The 23,942-nt window shown below is 64.5% G+C and carries 22 protein-coding genes; 9 read left to right on the forward strand and 13 right to left on the reverse strand.

Going from position 1 to position 23,942, the window contains the following annotated elements; genetic code table 11:
- The first annotated feature begins 1 nt into the window (after window position 1).
- Entirely contained in the window at window positions 2-463 is a 462-nt protein-coding gene (locus ACZ1II_RS04430; protein WP_465143206.1) for a hypothetical protein, read from the forward strand.
- A complete protein-coding gene (locus ACZ1II_RS04435; RefSeq protein ID WP_465143207.1) occupies window positions 384-3,119 on the forward strand; it encodes a DUF5695 domain-containing protein in 2,736 nt (911 codons plus the stop codon). The genes ACZ1II_RS04430 and ACZ1II_RS04435 overlap by 80 nt, the downstream gene beginning before the upstream one ends.
- On the opposite strand, the gene ACZ1II_RS04440 is transcribed toward ACZ1II_RS04435, so the two are convergent.
- The 3 genes from ACZ1II_RS04440 to ACZ1II_RS04450 all read right to left on the reverse strand — a co-directional run bounded on the left by ACZ1II_RS04440 (window position 3,097) and on the right by ACZ1II_RS04450 (window position 5,293).
- Window positions 3,097-3,693 carry a response regulator transcription factor gene (locus tag ACZ1II_RS04440; RefSeq protein WP_465143208.1) on the reverse strand — a complete coding sequence of 199 codons (597 nt, stop codon included), beginning with the start codon at window positions 3,691-3,693 and terminating at the stop codon, window positions 3,097-3,099. The genes ACZ1II_RS04435 and ACZ1II_RS04440 overlap by 23 nt on opposite strands.
- Window positions 3,690-4,295: a sensor histidine kinase gene (locus tag ACZ1II_RS04445; RefSeq protein ID WP_465144529.1), complete on the reverse strand. Its 606-nt coding sequence runs from the start codon at window positions 4,293-4,295 to the stop codon at window positions 3,690-3,692. Before ACZ1II_RS04445 ends, ACZ1II_RS04440 begins: the two co-directional genes overlap by 4 nt.
- A 161-nt stretch (window positions 4,296-4,456) precedes the next feature.
- The gene (locus ACZ1II_RS04450) at window positions 4,457-5,293 is read right to left on the reverse strand and encodes an MASE1 domain-containing protein (protein ID WP_465143209.1); all 837 of its coding nucleotides are present in this window, start codon (window positions 5,291-5,293) and stop codon (window positions 4,457-4,459) included.
- A gap of 227 nt (window positions 5,294-5,520) precedes the next feature.
- On the opposite strand from ACZ1II_RS04450, the gene ACZ1II_RS04455 reads away from it, so the two are divergent.
- The 3 genes from ACZ1II_RS04455 (at window position 5,521) to ACZ1II_RS04465 (ending at window position 8,105) form a co-directional block, all read left to right on the forward strand.
- On the forward strand, window positions 5,521-5,853 hold the full coding sequence (locus tag ACZ1II_RS04455; protein WP_465143210.1) for a carboxymuconolactone decarboxylase family protein: 333 nt from the start codon (window positions 5,521-5,523) through the stop codon (window positions 5,851-5,853).
- 58 nt (window positions 5,854-5,911) lie between these two features.
- Window positions 5,912-7,492: an aldehyde dehydrogenase (NADP(+)) gene (locus tag ACZ1II_RS04460; RefSeq protein WP_465143211.1), complete on the forward strand. Its 1,581-nt coding sequence runs from the start codon at window positions 5,912-5,914 to the stop codon at window positions 7,490-7,492.
- 64 nt (window positions 7,493-7,556) lie between these two features.
- Window positions 7,557-8,105 carry a hypothetical protein gene (locus ACZ1II_RS04465; RefSeq protein ID WP_465143212.1) on the forward strand — a complete coding sequence of 183 codons (549 nt, stop codon included), beginning with the start codon at window positions 7,557-7,559 and terminating at the stop codon, window positions 8,103-8,105.
- Window positions 8,106-8,339: 234 nt separating this feature from the next.
- Here ACZ1II_RS04465 and ACZ1II_RS04470 read toward each other — a convergent pair whose 3' ends face one another.
- Window positions 8,340-9,110 (reverse strand): sensor histidine kinase, encoded by a 771-nt coding sequence (locus ACZ1II_RS04470; RefSeq protein WP_465143213.1) that lies wholly within the window; start codon window positions 9,108-9,110, stop codon window positions 8,340-8,342.
- Between the two features lie 24 nt (window positions 9,111-9,134).
- Window positions 9,135-9,737: a helix-turn-helix domain-containing protein gene (locus ACZ1II_RS04475; protein WP_465143214.1), complete on the reverse strand. Its 603-nt coding sequence runs from the start codon at window positions 9,735-9,737 to the stop codon at window positions 9,135-9,137.
- Window positions 9,738-9,941: 204 nt separating this feature from the next.
- On the opposite strand from ACZ1II_RS04475, the gene ACZ1II_RS04480 reads away from it, so the two are divergent.
- Genes ACZ1II_RS04480 through ACZ1II_RS04495 form a run of 4 tightly spaced genes read left to right on the forward strand, consistent with a single transcriptional unit; the run spans window position 9,942 to window position 14,828 of the window.
- On the forward strand, window positions 9,942-12,080 hold the full coding sequence (locus ACZ1II_RS04480) for a TonB-dependent receptor (RefSeq protein ID WP_465143215.1): 2,139 nt from the start codon (window positions 9,942-9,944) through the stop codon (window positions 12,078-12,080).
- On the forward strand, window positions 12,077-13,033 hold the full coding sequence (locus ACZ1II_RS04485) for a TroA family protein (protein WP_465143216.1): 957 nt from the start codon (window positions 12,077-12,079) through the stop codon (window positions 13,031-13,033). The genes ACZ1II_RS04480 and ACZ1II_RS04485 overlap by 4 nt, the downstream gene beginning before the upstream one ends.
- Window positions 13,033-14,046: a FecCD family ABC transporter permease gene (locus ACZ1II_RS04490; protein WP_465143217.1), complete on the forward strand. Its 1,014-nt coding sequence runs from the start codon at window positions 13,033-13,035 to the stop codon at window positions 14,044-14,046. Before ACZ1II_RS04485 ends, ACZ1II_RS04490 begins: the two co-directional genes overlap by 1 nt.
- Window positions 14,043-14,828, forward strand: coding sequence for an ABC transporter ATP-binding protein (locus ACZ1II_RS04495; RefSeq protein WP_465143218.1), 786 nt, complete (start codon window positions 14,043-14,045; stop codon window positions 14,826-14,828). The genes ACZ1II_RS04490 and ACZ1II_RS04495 overlap by 4 nt, the downstream gene beginning before the upstream one ends.
- A gap of 56 nt (window positions 14,829-14,884) precedes the next feature.
- Here the strand turns inward: ACZ1II_RS04495 and ACZ1II_RS04500 are convergent, their stop codons facing one another.
- The 8 genes from ACZ1II_RS04500 to ACZ1II_RS04535 form a co-directional block, all read right to left on the reverse strand.
- Window positions 14,885-15,859, reverse strand: coding sequence for a glycosyltransferase family 2 protein (locus ACZ1II_RS04500; RefSeq protein WP_465143219.1), 975 nt, complete (start codon window positions 15,857-15,859; stop codon window positions 14,885-14,887).
- Window positions 15,856-16,368 carry an acyltransferase gene (locus tag ACZ1II_RS04505; RefSeq protein ID WP_465143220.1) on the reverse strand — a complete coding sequence of 171 codons (513 nt, stop codon included), beginning with the start codon at window positions 16,366-16,368 and terminating at the stop codon, window positions 15,856-15,858. The genes ACZ1II_RS04500 and ACZ1II_RS04505 overlap by 4 nt, the downstream gene beginning before the upstream one ends.
- A gap of 218 nt (window positions 16,369-16,586) precedes the next feature.
- A complete protein-coding gene (locus ACZ1II_RS04510; protein ID WP_465143221.1) occupies window positions 16,587-17,354 on the reverse strand; it encodes an energy transducer TonB in 768 nt (255 codons plus the stop codon).
- Window positions 17,351-17,767, reverse strand: a complete 417-nt coding sequence (locus ACZ1II_RS04515; RefSeq protein WP_465143222.1) for a YbaN family protein — start codon at window positions 17,765-17,767, stop codon at window positions 17,351-17,353. Before ACZ1II_RS04515 ends, ACZ1II_RS04510 begins: the two co-directional genes overlap by 4 nt.
- On the reverse strand, window positions 17,751-18,344 hold the full coding sequence (locus tag ACZ1II_RS04520; protein ID WP_465143223.1) for a biliverdin-producing heme oxygenase: 594 nt from the start codon (window positions 18,342-18,344) through the stop codon (window positions 17,751-17,753). Before ACZ1II_RS04520 ends, ACZ1II_RS04515 begins: the two co-directional genes overlap by 17 nt.
- An 18-nt stretch (window positions 18,345-18,362) precedes the next feature.
- Window positions 18,363-19,862 carry a surface lipoprotein assembly modifier gene (locus ACZ1II_RS04525; protein WP_465143224.1) on the reverse strand — a complete coding sequence of 500 codons (1,500 nt, stop codon included), beginning with the start codon at window positions 19,860-19,862 and terminating at the stop codon, window positions 18,363-18,365.
- 64 nt (window positions 19,863-19,926) lie between these two features.
- A complete protein-coding gene (locus tag ACZ1II_RS04530) occupies window positions 19,927-20,718 on the reverse strand; it encodes a Slam-dependent surface lipoprotein (protein ID WP_465143225.1) in 792 nt (263 codons plus the stop codon).
- Window positions 20,719-20,830: 112 nt separating this feature from the next.
- Window positions 20,831-23,935: a TonB-dependent receptor gene (locus ACZ1II_RS04535; protein WP_465143226.1), complete on the reverse strand. Its 3,105-nt coding sequence runs from the start codon at window positions 23,933-23,935 to the stop codon at window positions 20,831-20,833.
- Window positions 23,936-23,942 lie beyond the last annotated feature (7 nt).

Genomic DNA, 23,942 nt, shown 5'->3' on the forward strand with positions numbered 1-23,942 from the left:
CATGACGTTCATCAACTGGCCAGTCATCCAGCAGGCGGTGGAGGTTTGCCTCCCGATCTGCTTCTGGGACGGCAGTTTCGAGCCAGGCGTGAGTTCGCCTGAAATGATACCGCATTTCCGTGCCCGCTCGGCTGTCGTTCACTTCGATCCTGCGGCGAGAACGCCCGAACTGGTATCTCCGGCGCATGGAGCAGCTTTATATAAGGCGCGGATCGTTGCGGCATCGGGCTTAAAAACGGATTGCGCCGCATTTATAATGGTATACGATATTCGAAACCGTAGAAGGGTATTCGATGTCTCGCCTTGCTCCGCGCTCGATCGGGCGATTTGGCTTCCGTTCGCCGACCCGATTGCCCTGTTTCGGCGGCTTGGATCGCCGGGCGATGCTGGGAGCAAGTCTGCTCGCGCTTGCATTCGCATATCGCAGCCCGGCGCAGGCGAAATCGGCGCCTCTGCCGCGTAAGGTCAGCCGGACACTGGCCGGTCCGGGGCGGCCTTTCACCATCGGGTTCGACGGCGGGCGCATCACCAGCCTTCGCGACGCCGGTGGGCAGATTCCCGGCGACTTCCTGCATGCCGGCGGCAGGCTCGGCAATGTCGCGGGATGTTTTCGGACGGGCCTGGGAGAATGGCAGCCGTTCGACACGGCCGATCTGGAGGGCGAAATCCGCCCTCTGCCCGAAGGCGGGCTATCCGTTCGCTATGCGATCGGGAAAGGAGTGGAGGCCGTGTGCCGTTTCTCGCTCGACGAGGCAGGTCTGCATCTTGCCGTGGAGCTTGCCAATCATACCCCGAACCCGGTCGAATTCGGCGATATCGCGCTGCCCTTGCCGATCAACAAGATCCATAGCGACGAAAAGGACCCCGATGCCCTTTTGAAGCACAGCTTCATTTCGGGTCGCAGTTCCCACATCTTCTGGCAGCGCAAGGACCTCAAGGAACCCTGGCTGGCGATGCTGCCATCACCGGGAACCGCCCTGGAATGTTGGGACCGACCGGGGGACGCCGCCGATAGCTTCCGCATCCATTTCCACGGTGCGACGCAAGTTTCCGCCTGGAAAGCGGCGGGTTCTCGCTGGCGCCTGCCTGCCACCAGCCTTGTCGTGCCTGCCGGAGAACGCCGGGAGATGGGCCTGCGCTTCTTCTTCGTGAGCGGCTATGAGGACATGCGCCGCACGATTGCCGGCAATGGCCTGCTCGACATCGAGGTGGTTCCGGGCATGACCGTGCCCAGCGATCTGGACGTATTGTTATCCATCGGCTCCACCGTTGCGGTTCGCGGCCTGACGGCGGAGCATGCCAATGCCACGCAAGTCCGGTCCCTGCCGGAAAGAGCGGGGCGGCAGGTCTTCCAGTTGCGCTTCAGCCGTCTCGGCGAAAACCAGATAACCGTCGAGCAGGCGGATGGCGGCCTCACCACGCTGGAATTCTTCGTGACCCAGCCGGTCGAGACGATGATCGCCAAGCGCGGCGCCTTCATAGCCGCGCACAGATATCGCGATCCCGCCAAATGGTACGACGGGTTGCTGGCTGAGTGGAACATGGAAAGCGAGGTCCTGCTCGGCCCCGACAATTACGATCGCATCAAGGGCTGGCGCATCTACGAAGTCACTTGCGACGATCCCGGTCTGTCGAAGCCCGCGTTCCTGGCGGCCAAGAATGCGGAGCTGCCGGTCCAGGCCGAAATCGACGCACTCGACGACTATGTCGAGCACTTCGTCTGGGGTGGGCTCCAGCGTTCGACCGGCGAAAGCCATGCTTATGCGATCTACGGCATTCCCGATTGGAAACGGAACCGGGACAGCGGCGATCCGGGGCCGAAGGGACAGCAGCATTTCTGGCGGCCCTACGACTATCCGCATATCGTCTTGATGTACTATTCGCTCTTCCGCATCGCGCGGGATCATCCGGGCGTGCATACGCGGCTTCCGGCAGCCGAGTACCTGGAGCGGGCATTCGGCACGGCCAGGGCGATGTTCGTGATTCCCAAGGCCTTTGCGGATTGGGAAGCGAATTCGATCGGCTATTACAACGAAATCGTCATTCCCGACCTGATCGCGGCGCTCCGCCTCGAAGGACGGGCGGTGCAGGCCGAAGAACTGACCGCGATCTGGGAGCACAAGGTCGCGCACTTCATCGACGAAGTGGATGATCTGTTCGTTTCGGAATATGCTTTCGATTCTACGGGGTTCGAATCCACGCAGGCGATCGCCCGCTATGCGCTCGATCGGCCCGAGCGCTTTTCCCCGGTGCGCGCGCGGGCTTTCAGCCACCACCAGATGAAGTCCAATCTGTTCTGCCGGGGGTGGCTGCAACCCGCCTACTATACGCTTGGCAGCGATTACCGGGCAGATGCGGGGGACAGTTACCTGCTGAGCTACATGGCGCAGATGGGCGGATGGGCAATCCTCGACTATGCGCTGAACGACGCCGAAGATCCGCGCGCCCTGTTGCGGCTCGGCCATGCTTCGGCGCTGAGCAGCTGGGCTTTGCTCAACAGCGGCACCGCGGAGAGCGATTACGGCTACTGGTATCCCGGCAAGGCGAACGACGGCGCGGCGGGCGGCGGGTTCGAACCGGCCGCGCTAGGCAAGACCTGGCTCGATCAGCCGCACCGCCATGGCTCATGGTACTATTCCTGCGAGATCGACCTTGGGTTCTGCGGCGCGCTTCGTGCGGCCCGCACGACTTTGGTCGATGACGACCTGTTCGGGCGCGTGGCGATCGGCGGAACGCTGGAACGGCGCGGGAAGCACTTGCTGGTCGAGCCGCGCGACGGCGTGCGACGGCGCTTCCATGCCCGCCTGGAGGGGGCCGGTCTGGACATCGAGCTGCCAGGCGGCACCCGCTTTGCCGCAGGTGTGCCGATCGTGCTGTCTCCCGCTCTCGATGAATGGGAGATCACGCTGGAGCATCAGGCCGGTCCGCCCCGCAAGGCCATCTTGCGTATCGATAGCCCGACCGTGCGAGACTGGCGCATCCGCTCGGCCGACGGCACACCGGGCGAGGCGAGATCCGGAGACGTCGAGATCGCGATCGCAGCCGGCGCGCTTTCCACGAAAGTGAGAGGCCTTGGCCGTTCCCCCGCGGTAGGGGTTACAGCTCGTCGCCCCGGCTGAGCGCGACAAGTTGGGCCAGGCCGTTGGTGCGCGTCTTGGCGACGATAGCGGCGCGGTGATCTTCCACCGTGCGTGCCGAGATCGTCAGGTGTTCGGCAATTTCCTTGTTGGAATGGCCGCGCACCAGCAGGTCGAACACCTGACGCTCGCGCCGGGTGAACAGTCCGGTCAGCGCAGCGATGCGCCGTTCTCGCGCCGACCAGGCCAATCCCTCGTGGACGGATGCGAGCAGGCGCGCTTCGTCGATCGGCTTTTCAAGGTAGTCCAGCCCGCCGTGACGGCGCACCGCATCGACGGCGTGACTGGTCGTGGGCCAGGCGGTCATGAACACCAGTGCCGCCGCGGGGTCGCGGGCGCGCAAGGCGTCGGCGAAGGCAAACCCGTCCATCTCGCCCATCTGGATGTCGCTGACCACGCAGCCGAAGGTGCAGTCAGGCAGGGAGGCCAGCAGGTCATGCGGCGTCACGAAGGCGCGCGCGGAAAGGCCGTTGCGGCCGAGCAGCCGTGCGACGGTGGCGCCGAGATCGGCATCGTCGTCGACGACGCCGACGAGCAGGCTTGCAGTATCGTTCATTCTGAAGATCCGACGAGGAGGGGAAGCGAAACGATGAAGCGGGCGTGACCCGGCATGTCCTGCCTGGTGAGCGTGCCGCCATGCGCCTCGACGATGGTGCGGGCGACGACGAGACCGATACTCATGCCTGCGCTCGCCCCGTTCGCCGTGCCAAGCGCATTTGTCACTTCAATCGCTGCGTCGTTTCCACGCGCCTGCGCGTGCAGCGAGATCGTTTTGCCGGGACTGGCGGCAAGGGCGTTGCGCAGAAGGTTTACCAGCGCCTGCGTCAATTCGATCTCCTGCGCCTGCACGATCAGATCGGGCGCGACGGTGGGGAGTGCGATCCGTGCTCCTGATGCGCGCATCTCGGCGGCGACGATCTGGCTCGCGGTCTGCAGCAACATGGAGACCGGGAGCGGCGAGGGTTCGTCGACATCACGCCCGCCGAAGCGGCGCAGCCTTCGCACGAGGTCGGAAAGGGCGCGGGCCTTGCGGTCGACCAGCGCGGCGCTGTCGGCGATATCGGCGGGCAGGCCCTTGGTCGCGCGGGCCAGGTGTCCGGCCTCGATGGCGAGGGTGGAAAGCGGCTGGCTGATCTCGTGTATCACGGCGACGGACATGGCGCGCAGGGTCTTGAGCCGCTCGGCCTGAAACAGCAGGCGGTTGCGCCGTTCGAGGACTTCGCCGGCGGTTTTCTGGGCATCCGAGAAACTGCCAGCCAGCCAGGTGACCAGAACGACGGCGGCGAGGCCGAGGTGCAGTTCCAGACGGGTCGCATCGTTCAGGTGTCCGGCGGAATAGGGCAGGAAAACCGCGATTTGTGCCAGGATCGCCAACCAGGCGCCGATACGGCCGTGGCGCAGGCCGATCCAGGCACCCGCAAGCAGACCGGGGCGGGCTGGGCACCAAGCCCCGCGCGCCATAGGGCGACCGTCAGCAACAGGCAGCCGCCGATCACCAGCGCGTCTTCGATCACCGGGCGCAGCCGCGGCAAACCGGGCCGGGCGCGAGGCGGCTTATCGACCAGCGCGGCGATCCACAGCAGCAGCGGTGCCAGGACGAGAATGCCGAGCAGATCGCCCACGGCAAGTCCGGTAAGCGAGATGACGATATCGACGTCGATCCGGTAGCGCCCGGCCGCAGCGGGCAGCAGGGCCTCGATCGGAATGACGGTCAAGGCATTGAGGGCAGGCGCGGCGATTGCGGCGATACCCAGGGTCATGGGCGGTAGCGAGAGGGTATCGGCACGTCGACGGGCGATCCGGCGCACGCTTGCCACTGCCAGCCCGCAAGTCAGTCCGGGGCGCATGATGCCCGTGACCGCCTGCAGCGTTCCCGGATGGGCGATCACCAGAGAGCCGCTGCACCAGTCGGCAATGAGTTCGGTCAGCATCAGCCAGGGTGCAAGACGCGCCCCCCGGCTCCAAAGCACTGCGAACCGAAGGCCAGCGGGCGGATACCACAGCGAGAAGAACCCCTTTCCGCTCCAGGGACTGGCGCTCCAGTGCAGCACGGCGAAGGCCAGGCCGTAAACGACAAGCAGCAGCAGGTCTGTCGTGCTCGGTCGCAGGGACCGCCAGGACGTTGTTCCGGCAGATTGAATTTCGGACAGGCTCATCGCCCGAGGCTTTGGCAGACCATCCCCGGTGGGGAAACCCGGAGGTTTTACGGTCCCTGAAAATCGACGAAGCCGAACCGCCGGATTCGGCCTCTAGTGCCAATGTCTCAAATCATTAAACCAAGGTTTGCCTGTTAGTCAGCGCTTTCGCGTCGATATCCGTGACGGCGGCGAGGCGGAACCATTCTGTCGATGCCGCTCATGGATGATGATGCGGAGTAACGAGAATGGCAGCCACCGACATGACGAGCCCGCGTGAAGCGGCACGGGCCTTCACCCCTCAGTTGACGGGTTATGTCGAAGACCCGCTGTTCGGCAAGGTCTGGGAGGGCACGGCGCTCAGCAAGCGCGATCGCAGTCTCGTGACGGTTGCGGCGCTGGTCGCGCTGCGGGCCTTCGAAGAGCTTCCGGCCCATCTGCGGCGCGGCATCGACAACGGCGTGACCAAGCACGAGTTCAGCGAACTGATCACGCACCTGGCATTCTACGCCGGTTTTCCCGCCGCGATCTCCGCCTCGGTACGGGCCAGCGAAACCCTCGGCCCGTTGAGCGGCGACTAGGCGCCTGCCGGTTTCCGCAGTCCCGATCCGAACCACACGAAATCTTCTGGAGCTTGAAATGAACGTAACTGGCGAGATGCTGATCGGCCAGGCCTCGGTGCGCGGCACCAGTGGGCAGGTCCGCGCCTTCGATCCCACTCTCAACGCCGAGATCGACCCGGTCTTCCATGGCGGCGGCGCTGCCGAAGTCGATCGCGCCTGCCGCCTGGCAGCGGAAGCCTTCGCTTCCTATCGCAATCTGGCACCTTCGGCGCGTGCTGCCTTCATGCGCTCCGCAGCCGACAATATCGCGGCGCTGGGCGATGTCCTCTACGATCGCCTGACCCGCGAGACGGGGCTTCCCAAGGCCCGTGCAGAAGGCGAAACCGCGCGCACCGTTGCACAGTTCCGCATGTTCGCCGATCTGACCGAGGAGGGCCGCTGGCGCTCCGCCACGATCGACACCGCCGATCCGGAGCGCAAGCCCACGCCGCGTCTCGACCAGCGCATGCAGAAGATCGGCATCGGCCCGGTCGCCGTATTCGGGTCGAGCAACTTCCCGATGCTCTATTCCGTGGCCGGCGGGGACACGGCTTCGGCGCTCGCCGCCGGATGCCCGGTGGTGGTCAAGGCGCATGGCTCGCACATGGGGGTCTCCGAACTGGTCGGACGCGCCATCCAGAAGGCGGTCGGCGATCACGGTCTGCATGAGGGTGTGTTCTCGGTGCTGATCGGCGCGGGCAACGAACTGGGCGAAGCGCTGGTCGACCATCCGCTGATCCAGGCTGTCGGCTTTACCGGCTCGCAGGGCGGCGGCATGGCGCTGGTCCGCCGAGGTCTCGCCCGTCCCCAGCCGATCCCGGTCTTTGCCGAGATGACGAGCATCAACCCCACGTTCCTCCTGCCTGCGGCCCAGGCCGCCCGCGCCGCCGAATTCGCGGCCGGCTTCGCCCGGCAGATGACGGCCGGTGTCGGCCAGATGTGCCTGAAGCCGGGAATGATCCTCGCGATCGACGGAGACGGCTACGAGGCGCTGCGCTCTGCGCTTGTGGCGGCGATCGGGGCCGCTCCGGCAGCGACGATGCTGAGCCCCGGAATCCTAGGGAACTACAACCGCGAAGTCGCCGCAGAGATGGCGAGCGAGCATGTGAAGCTGATCGCCAGCGGCGGCGAAGTCTCCCGCCCTGGCGAGGGTCAGAGCCATATCCTGGAGATTGCGGCTTCCGACCTGCTTGCGAACATCGAGCTTGCCTCGGAGATGTTCGGCCCCTCGGCGATGCTGGTGCGCTGCACCGATTTCGAACAGATGCTGGAATTTGCCGCAAGGATGAACGGGCAGTTGACCGCGACTCTACAGGTCGACGAAGCGGACATGGACCTTGCCCGCCGCCTGATCCCGGTGCTGGAGACCCGCACCAATCGCATCATCGCCAACAGCTTCTCCAACATGGTCGAGATATCGCACGCCACCATCCATGGCGGTCCGTTCCCGGCGACCAGCGATCCCCGCTTCACCTCCGTCGGCGCGACCGCGATCGACCGCTTCCTGCGCCCGATCTCGTACCAGAACCTGCCCCTGGATTTGCTGCCGGATGCGATCCGCGACGGCAATCCGCAGGGATTGTGGCGCCTTGTCGACGGCAAGCCGACCCAGGGCTGACCGTTCCCTCGTTTCACCCTCCGTACCCACAACAAGACACCGTTACAGTCGAAAGGAATTAACTATGAAGGTTCTCACCGATACGATCCTGTCGCAGTCGGCATTCAGCGCCGAGATCGATGTGCCGATCGAAAAGATCGACATTGCCGACTGGCTGTTCAATCTTGCCGAGGCTGAATACCAGCGCTGCTGCCCGCCCGATCACATCGCCGCCGGCAGCACCGTTACCGATGACGGCCGCCGGATGTCGATCAATGTCGAGATGATCGGCACGGGCCTGGTCGTGCAGCACTACGTTGCCGAGGAAGCGACCCCGACCTACTGCCGCATGAATTCGATCTCGGACGTGTTTACCGCCAATGGCCGCACCCAGGTCAACGTGATCTGGGAACTCAAGGCCGAGGCGATCGAGGGCGGCCGTACGCGCTACACCAATGCCGTTACCGCGCATCCAACCGATGCGTTCATGGCCTTCATCGCCGAACATGGTGTGAGCTACGAGGATGCCGCGGCTGCGCGCCAGGCTGCCGGCGGCGACCACAACAAGCGCGAAACCCCGCTCTTCGCTGCAAGCATCGCCCGCAAGGCGCTGGGTCAGCCCAACCCGGCCTGACGGTCGGCGGCATCGGGCAAATGAGCGGGGGGCAACTGCCACCGAGCCCCGCAACCCTGCCTTGAGCCATCATTGCGATTGGCCGGAAATCCTCCCCAAGGGAAGGTTTCCGGCCTTTGGCATGTCTGCGGCGGACCGGCTTTCGCAGTCATGACGAAAAAAAAAGGCCGAGGCAACGAAGTGCCTCGGCCCAGGGAACCCGTCCGTCAGGGGGAGAGAGCGGGACGGGATTTGTCAGTGTGCGGGGATACGGGCGATCGGCACACTGACGCGGAACCGGGAGCCCGATCCGGGCTTGCTCCAGAACTGGAGCGGATGACCTGAAACCTGGGAAAGGCGCTGCACGAGCCACAATCCCATGCCGAAGCCCTCGCTGCCGGAATGTCCCTGCGCAAAGGCATCGAAGATGCGCCGGTGGAGGGCCGGATCCACGCCGCAGCCGGTGTCGACCACATCGACGGCCAGGACATCGCCGCTGCGACGGCAGCCGACGACGATCCCGCCTTCGCGGGTGTACTTGATGGCATTGCCGATCAGGTTGGTCAGGATCGTGCGCAGGACCGCCGGGTCGCAGGTCACCACGGCCGAGCAGGGCACGAACCGGAGATAGAGGTGCCGGTAGTCGGCAGCGACGGACCATTCCGCTTCCAGCCATTCGAAGATCGATGCGATGGAAACCGGGCGATGCTCCCCGCCGAAGCAGGGGTGTTCGTCGCTGGACGCCATCATGAGTTCCGCGAGGCCGTGGGACAGGCGCGAGACCTGGTCCATCGCGACCGAGCGCCAGAACGCGGCTCCCGGCTGCGATTGCGGAGATGCGACATGCTCGGCCACGTGCTCGATGGCGGCCAGGATGTTCTGGAGCGGCTGGCGCAAGTCGTGACCAGCCGCCGTCATCATCAGGCTGCGACGGTGCGCCTGGCTTTCCAGCGTCTGGATGCGTGCAACGAGTTCGGCGCGGCTTGGCTCGGGAGGCGAGAGGCTGTCGAGATGCTGTATCTGCATGAGGCGGCTCCCGGCGATGAAAGGCTATTGCTGTAACGGTCGCTGCGCCGCGCGGCGCCAGGCGGTGGGGGTTGCGCCCACGGCGGCGCGGAACAGACGGGCGAGGTGGGCCTGGTCGGTCAGTCCGCAGGCACAGGCGATCCGTGCGAGGGAATCGTGCGTCTCCAGCATCAGTATCTGCGCCCGGCGCAGCCGCTGGCGGACGAGGAAGACATGCGGCGTCTCGCCGGTGGCGGCCTTGAAGGCCCGCGTGAAATGACCCACGCTGAGGCCGACGATCGCAGCAAGATCCTCGGCGCGGATCGATGTGCCGAGGTTCGCGTCGATATGGTCGACGATACGGCGTTCCTGCCAGGGGGCGAGGCCGCCTTTGCTCTTCTGAGGCCGAGCGAGAATGCCGCCGGGAATGAGGTCGAGACCGCTTTCGGGGCCGTGCTCTGGAGACCGCGACGCCGGATGGAGCAGCGCCTCCAGCCGTTCCAGATAGTGGCGCGCCAGGACCGGATCGTCATCCAGCGATCGCCGGACGCCCGCGACCAGGGTCATCGCCAGCGAGTGCCGGCCGATCAGGGTGCCCGGATCGGAAATGGCCTGGCTGGTGTCCGGCGTGATCGTCTGGTGCAGCATGTATGGTTCCCAAATCTTGCGGGAACAGGTTCGTCGATCGGCCCTGACGAGGAAACCCGAACGGCAGGCGAGGTTGCCTATCGCTTTGGGCTGGGCGCACTAAACCAAGGTTTAGCCTTTGAACGCCCTGCGCATGAATGGCAGGGGGCGACGATATCTATATACGGAAAGATATAGAGTTAATCGATCATCCTGGGGCCGTTCTTGAAAAACAAATCCATTCGACTCGTTGGCGTCTTCTCGGGCGTCCCCGGCGCGCTCGTCCTTCTGGCTTCGGCAGGAACCGCTCAGGCAGAGGAAGCTGATGGCGCCGCCGCGGAAAGCCGTTCGATCATCGTCACCGGACAGCGCGAAGGCTCGGTCCATGCGGAATCGCGCAGCATCTCGCTCGGCGTGCTGGGCGAAGTCGGCGTGCTCGACACGCCGAGCACGATCAACATCGTTCCGCGCGCGCTGATCGAGCAGCAGCAGCTCAAGAGCGTTCAGGAAGTGCTGCGCTATATTCCTTCGGTCCAGGGTGACGGCGCCCGCCCGCAGAGCCGTGGCTTTCAGGGCAGCGTTGTCCAGAATGCGCGGATCGATGGCTTCAACATCGCGGCGACCACGGACTATCCCACCGAACAGTTCGAAAGCATCGACGTGCTGAACGGCCTTTCGGGGGCGATCTACGGACCGAGCAACCCGGCCGGGCTGTTCAGCTACGTGCTCAAACGCCCGACCGAACAGCCGTCCGCCTATCTTCGTGCAGGCTTCGGTTCCGGCAATCTCTGGCTGGAATCGGCAGATGTTTCGGCAACCGCCGGCCCGGTCGGTGTGCGCTTCAACGGTCTCAACGAAGCGGGGGGCGGCTATATCGGCGGTAGCCACGTCAGCCGCCAGCTGGCCAGCCTCGCGCTCGATTTCAGGCTGGGCGCAGATACCGTGCTCCAGACCAATGCCAGCTATTACCACTATTACACGCGCGGCCTGCCCGGCACTTTCACGCTGGCGGCGGGGCTGGCGTTTCCGCACGACATCGATCCCCGGCAGAGCGGTTACTGGCAGGACTATGCCGGACAGCGCAACGATACGGGCACGTTCAGCGCAAGACTGCTCCACGACTTCGGGGCCGACTGGCACCTGACCCTGGGCCTCGGCGACCAGATCGCCGACCGCCAGACGACGCAGATCAACAACACCATCACCAATGCCGCAGGAGCCTATACCGCGACGATCCAGACGGCGACCGCCAGCCGCTTCACCACGCTTTCGAACCAGCTCTATCTCAACGGGCGCTTTGCCACCGGACCGTTTTCGCACGAACTGGCGCTGGGCACGACGGGCTTCACGGCGAAGAACTTCAATCCCCGCGCCGCGCGCACTTACACGCTCGGCAGCGCGACGTTGGCGGCGCCGCGCGCTTTCGCCGAACCCGCCTTTCCCGATTTCACCGATCGCTACCGCTCGGCGCGGTCCTGGCAGCAGGTGATCGTGGCCAGCGACCGTATCGGGCTTGGCCGGGATGTCAGCGCCGTGCTCACCGGAAGCTATAGCTGGCTTGGCACCCGCAACAGCAACGCCGCAGGCGCGCGCACAAGTGGTTCCCACAATCATGGCTTCAGCCCATCGGTGAGCCTGGTCTACAAGCCTGTCGATGCCGTCACGCTCTACGCCACCTGGGCGAGCAGTCTGCAACAGGGCGATACGGCGCCTGTCGGCACGACCAATGCGAACGATATCCTCGCCCCGTTCCGCAGCCGCCAATACGAAGCGGGCGCGAAGTGGGGCCTCGCCGGGCTGGACCTGACGCTGGCGGCGTTCCAGATATCCAGGCCCTTTGCCTATACCGATCCGGCGACCCTGACCTTCCGGGAAGACGGCAAGCAGCGCAACCGGGGCGCGGAGTTCACCGTCAACGGCACGATCCTGCCCGGCCTGACGGCTTTCGGGGGCATCGCCTATCTCGATCCGCGCCTGCTCGACACGGCCAGCGCGGCCACCCGCGATACCCGCATCGTCGGCCTCTCGCGCTGGACGGAGAGCCTGCTGCTGACCTGGAACGTGGCGCCGATGCCCGGTTTCGCGCTGACCGCTTTCGGCCGCCATGTCAGCAACCGGCCGACCGACAATGCCAACCGGTTCTACGCCCCCGGTTATACGACGCTGGATCTCGGCGCGAAGCAGGAGATTCCGATCGCGGGCAAGACCGTGGTGGCGCGCATCGATGTCGCCAACGTGTTCGATAGGCACTATCTGACCAATATCCTGCCGGGCGGGCTGAACGGCTACAGCGGCGCGGGCAATACCCAGGCGACGCTCGGGCGGCCGCGCACGGTTCAGGCCTCGCTGGCGCTGGCGCTTTGAGGAAGCGGGTTCTTCTTGCGCTCGCGCTGCTGCTGGCGCCGGTTTCGGCATTTGCCGCTCCGGCCCAGCGGATCGCAGACCTGTGGTATGCCCACAACGCGATGGCGGTGATGCTGGGCGCGGCGGACAGGATTGCGATCACGGTGGCGACGCCTCGGGCGCAGCCCTGGATGTTCCGCATTGCCCCGGCGCTTTCCAGGGCGCGCTCGGTCGCCAACGGACCCGCGAATGCCGAGGCGCTGATGGCGGCCGGGATCGATCTGGCTTTCGTCTCGCAAGGCTCCGAGGCAGATCGCCTCACCCGGCTGGGCATTCGCGCCCGGCGGGTCGATTTCACGGACATCGCCAGCCTGCGCGCCAGCCTGCGAACTTCGGCTGCGGCGATCGGTACTCCGCTCGCCGCAGCACGGGCACGCAGCTATGAAGGCTACCTCGATGCCACGCTGGGGCTATTGCGTGCCGGGCTGGCCGGTCTCCGGCCCGAGCAGCGGCCGCGGGTCCTGCACCTCGCCTCGCTTTCCCCGCTGCGCGCGGATGGCAGTGACACCCTGATCGATACCTGGATCACGCTGGCGGGCGGCCGCAATGCCGCCGTCGGGCTGTCGGGCAATCTCAAGCCGATCTCGCCCGAGCAGATCGCCCGCTGGAACCCGGATATCGTCATCGTCGGCGGCCAGGCCGCAAACCTCGCCGATCGGCCATGGGACGGTATCCCGGTACTGCGGGGCAGGCGGGTGGTGCGCAATCCGGCGGGTGTGTTCCCCTGGGATCGCTATGGCCCGGAATTCGCGCTCCAGTTGCAATGGACGGCCAAGCTGCTTCATCCTGCGCATTTCGAAGGGCTGAACATGGAGCGGCAAAGCGTGACCTTCTATCGCCGTTTCTTCGACTACGGATTGAGCGGTGACGAGTATCGCCGCATTCTCGGCGCCCTGCCGCCGCCGAGCCGATGATGCAGACCCGGATCCTGCTGCCGCTGGCGCTCGCCGGGCTGGTGGCGCTATCCCTCGCGGCGATGTGCATGGGGCAATATTCCATCGGCCCGCTCGATGTGGGGCGCGTACTGCTTCATGCTGGTGGGTTGGGATCGGCCAGCGGCGATCCCTATGCCGCTACCGTGGTGCTGGATTCCCGCCTGCCGCGGGTGATCGCGGCAGTGCTTGTCGGCGCGGGTCTGTCGCTGGCCGGGGGCAGCTATCAGGCAGTGTTTCGCAATCCACTTGTTTCGCCGGGCCTGCTCGGCGTTCTGGCAGGGGCGGGGTTTGGAGCCGCCGTTGCGATCCTGCTCGGCTGGCCGCCCGCACTGCGCATGGTCGCGAGTTTTATCGGGGGCATCGTCGCCGTGGGCGCGGGCATCGTCATCGCCGCCCTGTTCGGGCGCAGCGAGGAAGGCAGCATCCTGCTCCTCGTCTTCGCGGGCCTCATCAGCACCGCGCTGTTCACCGCGCTGCTCTCGCTCGTGAAATTCGTGGCCGATCCGGAAAACGTCTTGCCGGACATCGTGTTCTGGCTGCTGGGCAGTCTTGCTTCGGTCAGCGCCGGGCAGATCGGCGAGGTCGGTCCATGGCTTGCGCTGGGGATCGCGGCGATGCTCCATTGTGGACGGTTTCTCGATATCCTGACCTTGAGTGATGACGAGGCGCGCAGCCTGGGTGTGCCTGCTCCCACGCTGCGCATGGGCGTGATCGCCGTGGCTACCGCGACCTGTGCGCTGACCGTGGCACTGGCAGGCACGATCGGCTGGGTGGGACTGGTGGTGCCGCATGTCGCGCGCCTGATCGTCGGGCCGGCAAACCGTCGTTTGTTGCCGATCGCGGCCTGCCTCGGCGGCATGTTCATGCTGATCTGCGATACTCTGGCGCGCAGCCTGACGGCGTCCGAGATACCGATCGGCATCGTCACCGACCTCATCGGCGTCATCGCCTTTCTGATCGTGCTGCCGCGCGTGCGCAGGGCCTGGATATGAGCGATACCGCCGAAACCGGACTTTCGGCCCGCGATCTCCACTTTTGGCGCGACGGGCGCGAGATCCTGGCAGAAGTCTCAATCGACTTGCTTCCCGGCACTTTCACCGGGCTGCTGGGTGCCAACGGTTCCGGCAAGACGACGCTGCTGCGTCTGCTGCTGGGACTGATCGTACCCGCGCAGGGCAGGGTCTGTCTCGAAGGCGTGCCGCTGAACAGCCTTACGCGGCGGGTGATCGCTACCCGCATTGCCTATGTCCCACAGGCGCATGTAGCGGCCTTTCCGTTCACCGTGACCGAAGTGGTCGCAATGGGACGCGCGCCGTGGAGCGATCGGGGATGGAGCGGGGCGCGCGCTTGTGTTGCGGACGGCAACGCGGTTGCCGATGCCCTTGAACGCATGGGGCTGACCGGCCTCGCCCGGCGCAGCTATGCGGGATTGTCTGGCGGAGAGCGCCAGTCGGTGCTGGTGGCCAGGGCCTTGGCACAGGGCGCCCGCACACTTCTGCTCGATGAGCCGACCGCTTCGCTCGATCTGGGCCAACAGGCGCGGGTCATGCAGCTTCTGCACGGCTTGGCCCGAGAGGGTTACGCCGTGCTCATGTCGGTTCACCAGCCGGAGGCCGTCCTGCGCTGGTGCGACCGGGCAGTGCTGCTGGATCAGGGGCGGGTCACGGCCCATGGGCCAACCGCAGATGTTGTCACGGCGGAGCGACTGTCCCGTCTCTATGGGGTGGACTTGCGGATCGTCAGCGCCGAGGGCCGCGATTTCCTGCTGACTTGAGATCAAGGCTCAATGGTTGTTCTTCGCGTTTCGATCGTCGCGGGGTACGAGCGCCTTTAGAGACTTTCGATCCGTTCCGGTCTGATGCGGCCTTTTAATAAATCGAACAGGGCTATCCAATTTCCTCGCATACGTCCGGGGCGGTCTATCCAGGATTCGGACCGCAATGATTTTACATGGTTGGAAATAAGATTGCCGAAAATGAGGCGCAATGCGAATGATTTTGGCATCGTTCCTTTCTTAACTAGATAAATCGGGTTTATTATTTGCGAATATCCCAATTTTATTCCGCAGGTTCTGCCAAATTTTACGCCCTGATGAACTCCGGAAAATGCGAATGTCTTCACGATCCTCCCGCGCGAGGATAATGAAGATGCGAAATCGACATCTTCCTGCCACCCATAGAGCTTCAAGCGCTCGTCGAAACGGGAGGTTCCGATCGCGGAGGCTCTGTATGCCATATTGCAGCCGTAAAGGCCTTCAAGGCTGGCAACAATGTAGTTGTGGTCGAAATTCTTTCTTTCATGCTCGGCGAGATGCCTCATCGCTTCATCGAAAGAAACGCCTGCTCCTCCTATTCCGTCCTTGATGACGTTCCCCGTCGCCCCGATTACGCTCTGATGGGTTGCGAAGAATTTCTTTATTCGTGCAATGCTGTTGCTGGCGGGAATGAAATCGTCATCGTAAAAAACGATTAGATCGTAAGTGTTCCCAAGCCTGTCCAGTGCCCTGTTTCGTTGAGCGCAAAGCCCTTTGGGGCCGTACAATATCTCGGCGGATGGCTCGTTCCGAATTTTATCGCCGACATCGCTTTCATTCACGACGGAGAAGACAAGAAGGTCGGGGCGGCAGGTCTGACCCTGCATCAAGCCATATATCTGATCGAGCAGTTCCGGCCTGGATGTACTGGCGATAACGACTGCCACACTCAAATAACGGCCATCTTTCGGAACTTGGACTGACTGACCGACTTCCGGAGACGACCGATCGGTCAGATGCGTGAAGTGATCCATCATGGTTTCCGTCATCATGAAAATGACTCCTGAACGTCTCGAAGTGTCTTGGCTGGAACGCCGGCGACCAGTGTTCTTGCCGGAACGTCGCGGGTAACGACAGCTCCGGCTGCGACGACTGCGCCTCTTCCAATCGTGACACCAGGCAAGATGATCGCCCCGGTTCCGATCCAGACATGATCGTGTACCACGACTGGCAAGGACTTGTCGGCACGACTGCGTCCGTCGGTGAAGCTGAGGTCATGGGAACTCGTTTCGAAGGAGACATCGGGTGCGATTTGCGCAAATCGTCCGATCGTTACGCCTGCTTTGGCCCCGAACCGCACATTGGCATTGATGAAGGTTCTGGAGCCTATCGTGACCCTGCTTCCAGTACCGGGGGGCGAAATGGAGATCGGTCCCATGACGATGACCTTGGGCGCAAGTTTCATCCCGGCAAATCTGAGCGCTTCATATCGCGCGCGGGTGCCGAAGCGCCCGTGCGGCAAATGGTTTGCGAGCCACAGGAAAACAGATTCTCTGAACATGTTTTCAACCTTCGGGATTTTTGAGCACTGCCCAGTCGTCCCGCAAGTTTGACGTCTGGCATATGGAGCGGCAAGCTATGGTTGCATCCATTTCCGTCCTATCGATCGGCACTCTATTGTCGGTGCTAACGACTGTGACATCAGGATTTTGCTTCTCCGATACTGCCAAGGGCGCAGTGCCGCGTTCTGAGAAAATCGCCGGGGCTTCGGGTGTCTCTCTATCCCTTCACGTCATCATGAAGGTCGAATTCGATCGGTACGGTTAGTTCCAGCCTGTCAGGTCGTCCCTTTGGGATAGCGGGAAGAGGCTGGGCCCGTTTCAGTGTATCGAGCGCGGCCTGGTCGAGCGTGAAGGAGCCGGATTTGCCCACGATCGCGCTGGACAGGATCATGCCTGCCCGGTCCATCATGAAGCGGACATGGGCTACGCCCTGTTGGCGGGCCGCGCGGGCGCGGGGCGGATAGCGGCGGAAGCGCTCAAGGTGGGCGAGGACCGATGCTTCCCAATCAGGCCGGGAATCGTTGGCCAGCCGGTCGGCCATGGGCGCCACGATGTTTCTGGGAGCGGTGGTCTGCTGAACCGGTGGGCCGGGGTCGATGATGTCTAGCGGCGGGGGCGCGAGTGGCTCCGTCGCCGGGGGAGGGGGAAGCACAAGGATCGGCGGCGGGATTTCCCGGTCCGGCTGCGGTTCGGCTTGCTGTCGTTCGATCTCGGCAGGACCGGGAGCGACATCCCGCACCGGCTCGGGCAGGGCTGCGGGAGAGTGCAGTTCAATGGTAAGCGGCAAGGAAGAAGGCGGGGCGATTTGCCGCGCCGGCTGCCATGTGAACAGAGCGGCGAAGAGCAGCGTTGCAGCGATACCGGCCGTTCCCGACAGGCCCGCAAGCCGCGCGGGCCAGCCGGTTGGGCGATCTGAATAGCGCAGGCCCGTAGCGCTAGGCCTCACTCTTCGAACACCTTGCGCAATGCCCGTTCCAGGCGTCATGGCCGGGTTCCCGGTTCGGGACGTCGGATGATCCATAGCGCCCAGAACAGCAGGAAGATCGCCACGGCGCAGCCTATCAGCGGACGCGGACGGATATGGAAGCAGAACAGTCCGAAGCCGATCAGCATGCCGATAGAGGCGGCGATCTTGGCGTGGCGCGGCACGGCGCGATTCTTTCGCCAGGCCCGCAGACTGGGGCCATAGCGGGGGTGATTCAACAGCCAGGCCTCCAGCCGGGGCGAGGAACGGGCGAAGCATGGCAGCGCGAGCAGCAGGAAGTCGGTGGTCGGCAGCAGGGGCACGAAGATACCGACGAAACCGATCCCGACCAGAGCCATGCCCAGCAACAGCCAGGCACCGCGCGCGATGCGCGGGCGCTGGATGCGGTCTTCGGCTTCAGGCACGACAGGCATCGATGTGCGTCCGCACGCGGGCAAAGGCCGCAAGGGCGCCTTGTTCTGCCTGTGTCTCTTCTGCCTCGGAAAGGGAGACGGCATCGAGCGCGGCAGTGAATGCGCGCCAATGAGCGGCGGGGCCTTCATTGGCGGGAGCGAGGTGGCGTGCACCGAAGCTGTCGGACAGTGAGAGCTTCGCCGCCTCCTTGCGCAGCAGCGCCGCGCCCATGTTGGAGCCTTCGGCAACGTAGAGCCAGCCGAGCGCGCTGCCGAGGTTCACCGGGGCGCCCATGGCGAACATGGGGGGTGTTGTGCCCGGCAGGGCGATGGCGAGATCGTCCATGTCCTCGATCACCAGCGGCAGACGGCAGCGGGCGGCCAAGTCCGGCAAGGCGGCGCGCAGGCGCGTGTCGGCGTAGAGCGCCTCGACATCGCGATGGAACAGGTACTGTATTCGCAGAAACCGGCCATAGCCCTGGCGATCGGTGAAGGCGGCGGCCGTGACGATCGACCTGTCGACATCTTCGTGAGCAGATCTGGTGGCGGTCTTGAGGCGCCGGGCGCGACTGGATTCGGCCAGGATGGTCATGGACATTGCGGGTCTCCTTCGAGGTCAGAAGGCGCGGCTGAGGCGCAGGCTCGCGCTTGTGCGGCGGTAGGAATAGAGCCAGTCGATCGTGCTCTCGACACGGGTGTGCTGGACCACGATCTCGGGGATCAGGCGGGCGATGCGCAGTGCGGGAAAGCGGGCGATGGCAGTGGCGTTGTACTGGTCGTCTCGTCTCCGGGCGGCGAAGACCTCGTTGAAGGCACGGGCATTGCGCCGACGCCAGGAGCCGATCACGAGCAGGCTTGCCGCCTGTCCGAAAGTCCGGTTCATACCGATCCGCGCGCCCCACTGGCGATAGGCATCGACGGCGGCGGGAGCGTCCTTGGCGGCGAAGTCAGGTCCGGCGAAGAGGCTCCAGCCGGAGGAGGGGGCGTACCAGGCGGTCAGGCTCAGGTCCGTCAAAGCTCCGTCCTGGGAACGAAAGGCGCGTTGGCGATAGCGATAGTCGCGATAATTGCCTTCAATCCGCAGCAGCGTTCGCGGCGAAAGGACGTGCTGCCACAGGGCATTGGCCCCCGGTGCGTCGTAGAGCCGCGCCGAACCGAACGTGCCGAAATCCAGCGACGGAGAGAGCGTGAGCGTATCGCGTGCGGATTGATATTGGTAGCCGATCCGCATCATCAGGGTCGTCTGCGAATAGGCGTGCTGTGCGGGATAGATGTCTCCGAACAGCAGCACGCTCGCTTTTACGGCATTATGTCCGGACAGCGGCACGGTGCGGCCCAGCGTGCCCTCGAAATTGAGACCCGTTGCCCTGATCGGATCGGGAACCTTGCGTTCGAACAGGCAGGAGCCGTCGACGGCGGCAAGCAGGCAGGTATAGCTGGCGGAGGACTGGTTGAGATTGGTGCTGTAGCCGGGGCCGAGGGCGAAACTACCCTGCCAGCCGCGCCTTTGTCGCAGAGCGCCGAGAAAGACATCGACGGTGGCCAGGACACCGCGGGTTTCATCGCCCTGCGCGGCGAGCAGGTGGCGTACGGCTTCGAAACTGCGGCGGGCTTCGCGATCCTTGTGGTTTTCGAACAGCACCCGTGCCAGTTCGAGGCGCCCAGGAACGAAGTCTGCCCTCAGCGCGACAAGTGCGCGGTAACGGCGCTCGGCCTCTGCCAGTCGGCCTTCATGCCGCGCGAGCGCGCCTTCGGCATGGAGCGTCAGCATCGGGTCATGGTCGGAGTAGCGGCGATAGGCGAGCAGGAAGCGCCGTACGTCGTTCCATTGCCGGCGCCCGATCGCGATATAGAGGGCGCGGCCCATGTCGTCGACATTGTCTGCGACGACATAGGTCTTGCCGTCGATTTCGAGCGAGGTCGGCAGGGCGTCCCAGTCCTCGGCGGCTTTCAGTCGCTCCCGTTCGGTCTTGCGCTGCTGGGCGTCGACTTGTTGGTCCAGGCGCAGACGGGTGTCTTGATCGGCGGCGCTCTGGGCGAGCGCGGGCGCCGGCAGGTTGGCGAGCAGCAATGCCGCGCAGGCCGCGCGGCGAGGGAGAGAGCGGGGCAGCTTCATGTCTTTTCCCGAACGATGGGGCCGGAGCGATCCGGCCCCATCGACGTCCTTCAGGCTTGCGGTGTCACTGCGAACCGCCGAAAGCGGTGTCGTACTGACGACTGCCCGCGAACGTGGCGACGCCCGCCAACGCCTGGGCTGCCGATCCGAAGAACTGGCCGCTGACATCGCCGCCGGTTGCAAGCGTGGCGCTGGTGGCCGCGTTCGAGGCGGTGGCGGTGCCGAAACCGGCAATCTCGGAGCCGATGATGCTGGCCGTACCGATATCGACCTTCAGCGCGGCATTCTGGATCGAGCCGGTGACGGTGCCGGCGCCGAAGTTCGCCGTGAAGGTGCCGCTCAGCTGCGCGCCGCTGGAAGCATAGTCGCTGATGCCCTTGACGGCATAAGTCGCGGTGCCGCTGGTCGGAACGCTGGCTTCGGCCGTGGCGCCGGTGCCGCCGAAGTAGACGGTGTGATCGCCGGCCGCGGCGCTGCCGGTCTGCGACCATTCGCCGTAATAGACGTCCTGGGCACCGACCTTGGCATAGTCGAAGCGGCCATAGCGCGAGTGGTCGGTGGTGGCCTGGGTGGTGTTGACGAAGCTGGTTACACCATTCGCGTCGGTGCCGAGAATGCCCTGAAGGCCCTGGAAGTCGATATACTGGGTGGGCAGCATGCTGGGCACGTTGATGCCGACGCGGCCCGGAACGTGGATCGAGCCTGCCGAAACGGTGCTGACGCCGATGTTCACCTTGGACGTGTCGCTGGAGGTGCCGGTGATGGTCTGGGCCTGAGCCGTGCCTGAGGCAGTGCCTGCCAGCGCAGCGGAAAGGGCCAGAACGGCAGCGGCTGCTTTCATGTCGACGAACTTCATAGTAGTTCCTCCATTGGTGTGCGCCCGACTGCCGGGCGCATTCATTCAGGGCCGTCGCTGTCATCCTGCTTTTGCAGAGTCCCGGATGCGGCGGCGGTCCTGAAACTGGTGATCAGAACCTTCCCGTCAGGCTGAGCCGCACGGTGCGCCCCGGTGCGGGCAGCATCGAACGCGAGAGCGGGTCCAGATAGTAGCGGTTGTTCAGGTTCAGCCCGGTCAGCTCGGCAGTGAAACGCGCATTGATCCGGAACCGGGCATAGGCATCGAGGGTGACGATTTCGCCCCAGGTATAGGGGATGTTGAGGGCGCACCCGCCCACGCAGTCGTTCTCCTGCGTGAATTCGGCGAGCTGGGGGTTGTCGTAGCCGCTGTACCAGGTGAAGCGGCCGCCGATTTCCAGCCGGCGATCGAGGAAGCGCCCGCCCATCGTCCAGTTGACGGTATCTTCGGGCGTTGCCTGGGTCAGCAGGAAGCCGGCGAGGAAGCCGTATTTCACGCAGTTCGGCACGCGCCCGCGCGAAGGGTCCAGCCGCGTCGCGATATCTTCGTCGCAGGCCTTGTTGGTGGTCATGTGACCGGCGCTGATGTCGGTGAAGAAGCGGCCGTTGTCGAAACGCGCCTGGAATTCGAACCCGGCGATGACCTGCTTGTCCAGGTTGGTGAACATCAGATTGGTATCGCGTTCGATCACGTTGCGCGTGGTGTTATGATACCAGGTAAGCTTGATATCGGCATGCTGGTCTTCGCCGCCCAGCCCCAGCAGCGGACGCAAGTCCTGGATGAAGGCCGTTTCCCAGGAACGCATGCGTTCCGGCTTGAGGTTCGCCAGCGGGTTGAGCGAAGCCGAAAAGCCGATCGTGCTCTCGAACATGCTGAGAAAGCGCAGGGCTTCGGCATAGCGCAGATAGGCGCGGCTGCTGTCGCTGAAATAGACCGTCGCGGAGGCGGTGGGCGTCCAGCCGTGCGCGGACTTGCGGGCTGCTTCGGTGACGGACACGGCTGCGATATTGGCCGAGGCGACGCAGGAACCGGCCACGTAATTGGCGATGCTGTCGAGCGAACCGTTCAGGCAGATGTTGTCAGCGCGGCTGTACTTGCCGTTTGCACCTGCTTCCCAGACCGGCCCGGTATGGCTCCATACGAAGGGCGTCGGGTTGAGCGCATAGCGGGCCACGGCCTGGGCGATGACCCGTTCGATCGTCGCGGGATTGGCAGTGCTGGAGGCGTAACGTTCGCGCAGGGAGGCTTCATAGGCTTCGACGCCCTGTTCATTGGTGCGATAGCTGGTGGAATAGTCCCGCGCCATGTACCGATCTGCCGAGCCGCCCTGCAGTTCCAGGTATCTCGGCAGGAAATCGTCCTTCGCCCAATAGCCCGAATAGGCCAGCCCCGCGTTCAGCTTGAGGAACCGCGCAGGCTTCCATTCCCCGCTGAAGTTGATGCGGTATTCCTCGCGGCGTCCGGCGCGGGGGAATTGCCGCCAGCCATTGGCTGCGGCGTCGGAATACTCGTCGTCCGAACGCAGCTTTTCATGGCTCCAGCTGCCTTCGAGCAGGAAGTCCAGGCGGTCCGACAAGGCGAAGCGATTGCTGGCGGTGAAGCCGAAGCGGTCGTTTCGGGCGTTCATGAGCGCACTGTTGATGATGATGGGGTCGGCGATCGAGGCGGCATTGGGAAAACCGCCGGAGCTGTAGGTGTCGCTGACGGTGTCGGTGAGCCAGGCCGTGGCGCGCAGGTCCAGCCAGCGGCTGCCCGGCTGCCACTTGTATTCGGCGTTGTAGGCCTTCGCATGGACTTTGCTGAGCGGCCACTGGATATTGCCGAATGTCTCGCCGTTGGTGGTCATGATGCGGGATGGCAGGATCTCGCCGAACTTGCTGCGGCTGTCGCGCAGGCCCAGTTGCAGCGCCTGGTCGTCCGCGATGTGCCAGGTGGCCTTGAGCAGGATCGATTCCAGTTCGCTGGATGTGTTGGGCACTTCGTTGCCGGGCTCGTAATTGAGGCCGAGAATGCGCACGTAAGTATCGGCGTTCTGCGGCAGCCCTTCTTGTCGGTAATAGCCTGCGCCGGTCTTGCCCGAAAAGTAGTTGCCGCGTTCGCGGAAGGCATAGGCGCCCATCAGGTCCACGTCGCCGATGCGTCCAGCAACGGCCAGCCGCACCGCGCGATCCCCGGCCGAGAAACTTTCGTTGTCGTCCGCCTTGCGCAAGGTCACGCGCAGCGACGGATCGCAGTAAGGAAATGTGGGCGAGCCGCCCGAGGCGCAGAGGAAGCCGGGCACGTCGTTGTAGTTCTGCCCGGTCAGCAGCGTGGGCAGACGCGGATTGGTGGAATTGTTGCCGCCTTCCAGCCGCAGTTCGACGCCGAAGCGCTTGCCCGGCTGGAGGATATCGTCCGCATCGAGCGTGTTGATCACGACCGCACCCCCGGTGGAGCCGGTCACGCCGCGCGCGGAGACGGGGCCTTTCAGCACCTGCACGCCTGAGATCAGGCTGGGGTCGATATAGCTGCGGTTGCTGGCGCCGTTATAGCCGCGCCAGACGGTAAGTGCCTGTTCGGTACCGTCGATCAGTACCGGCACCCGGCCCGGTCCCTGGATGCCGCGAATGCTGGGGTCGATCGCGCCGCCGTTGCGGGCGTCGCCGCTATAGACGTTGACCATGCCCTTCAGCACATCGGCGGTGTTGACGCCCTTGTAGCGTTCGATTTCCTCCTTACCCGCGTAAGTCGAGGAAATGTCCTGGTCGTAGACGGCATCCTTGCGCAGGATGTCGCGCTGGGCGGCGGTGTTCTCCGCCTCTTCGATGCTCTGCCCTTCGACTCTGAGCGTACCGAGATTCACCGTGCCCTCGGCGCCGGTGACAGATGCGCGGGCAAGCGTGACCACATTGCCTTCGAGGCGAAAAGTGAAGCCGCTGGCCGCCAGCAGCCGCGTCAGGGCTTCTCGGGCGGTCATGCGGCCGCGCAGCCCGGAGCTGCGCTGCCCCTGAAGGTCGGCGGCGTCGATGCTGACTTGCAGGCCCGACTGGCTGCCGAAGTCCATCAGGGCCTCGTCCAGCGCCTGCGCGGGAATATCGAAACGATGGACCGCCTGCGCCGCTTCGACTTGCGCTGCCGCCGGCCAGGCCATCACGCTCAGCGAAACCGTGGCCAGCAACAATCCCGCAAGGGCCTTACCCTGCCTGCCGACCTGCCCGTACTTTCCCCCCGAGATCACAAATTCG

This window comes from Novosphingobium sp. BL-S-20 (assembly GCF_055521635.1).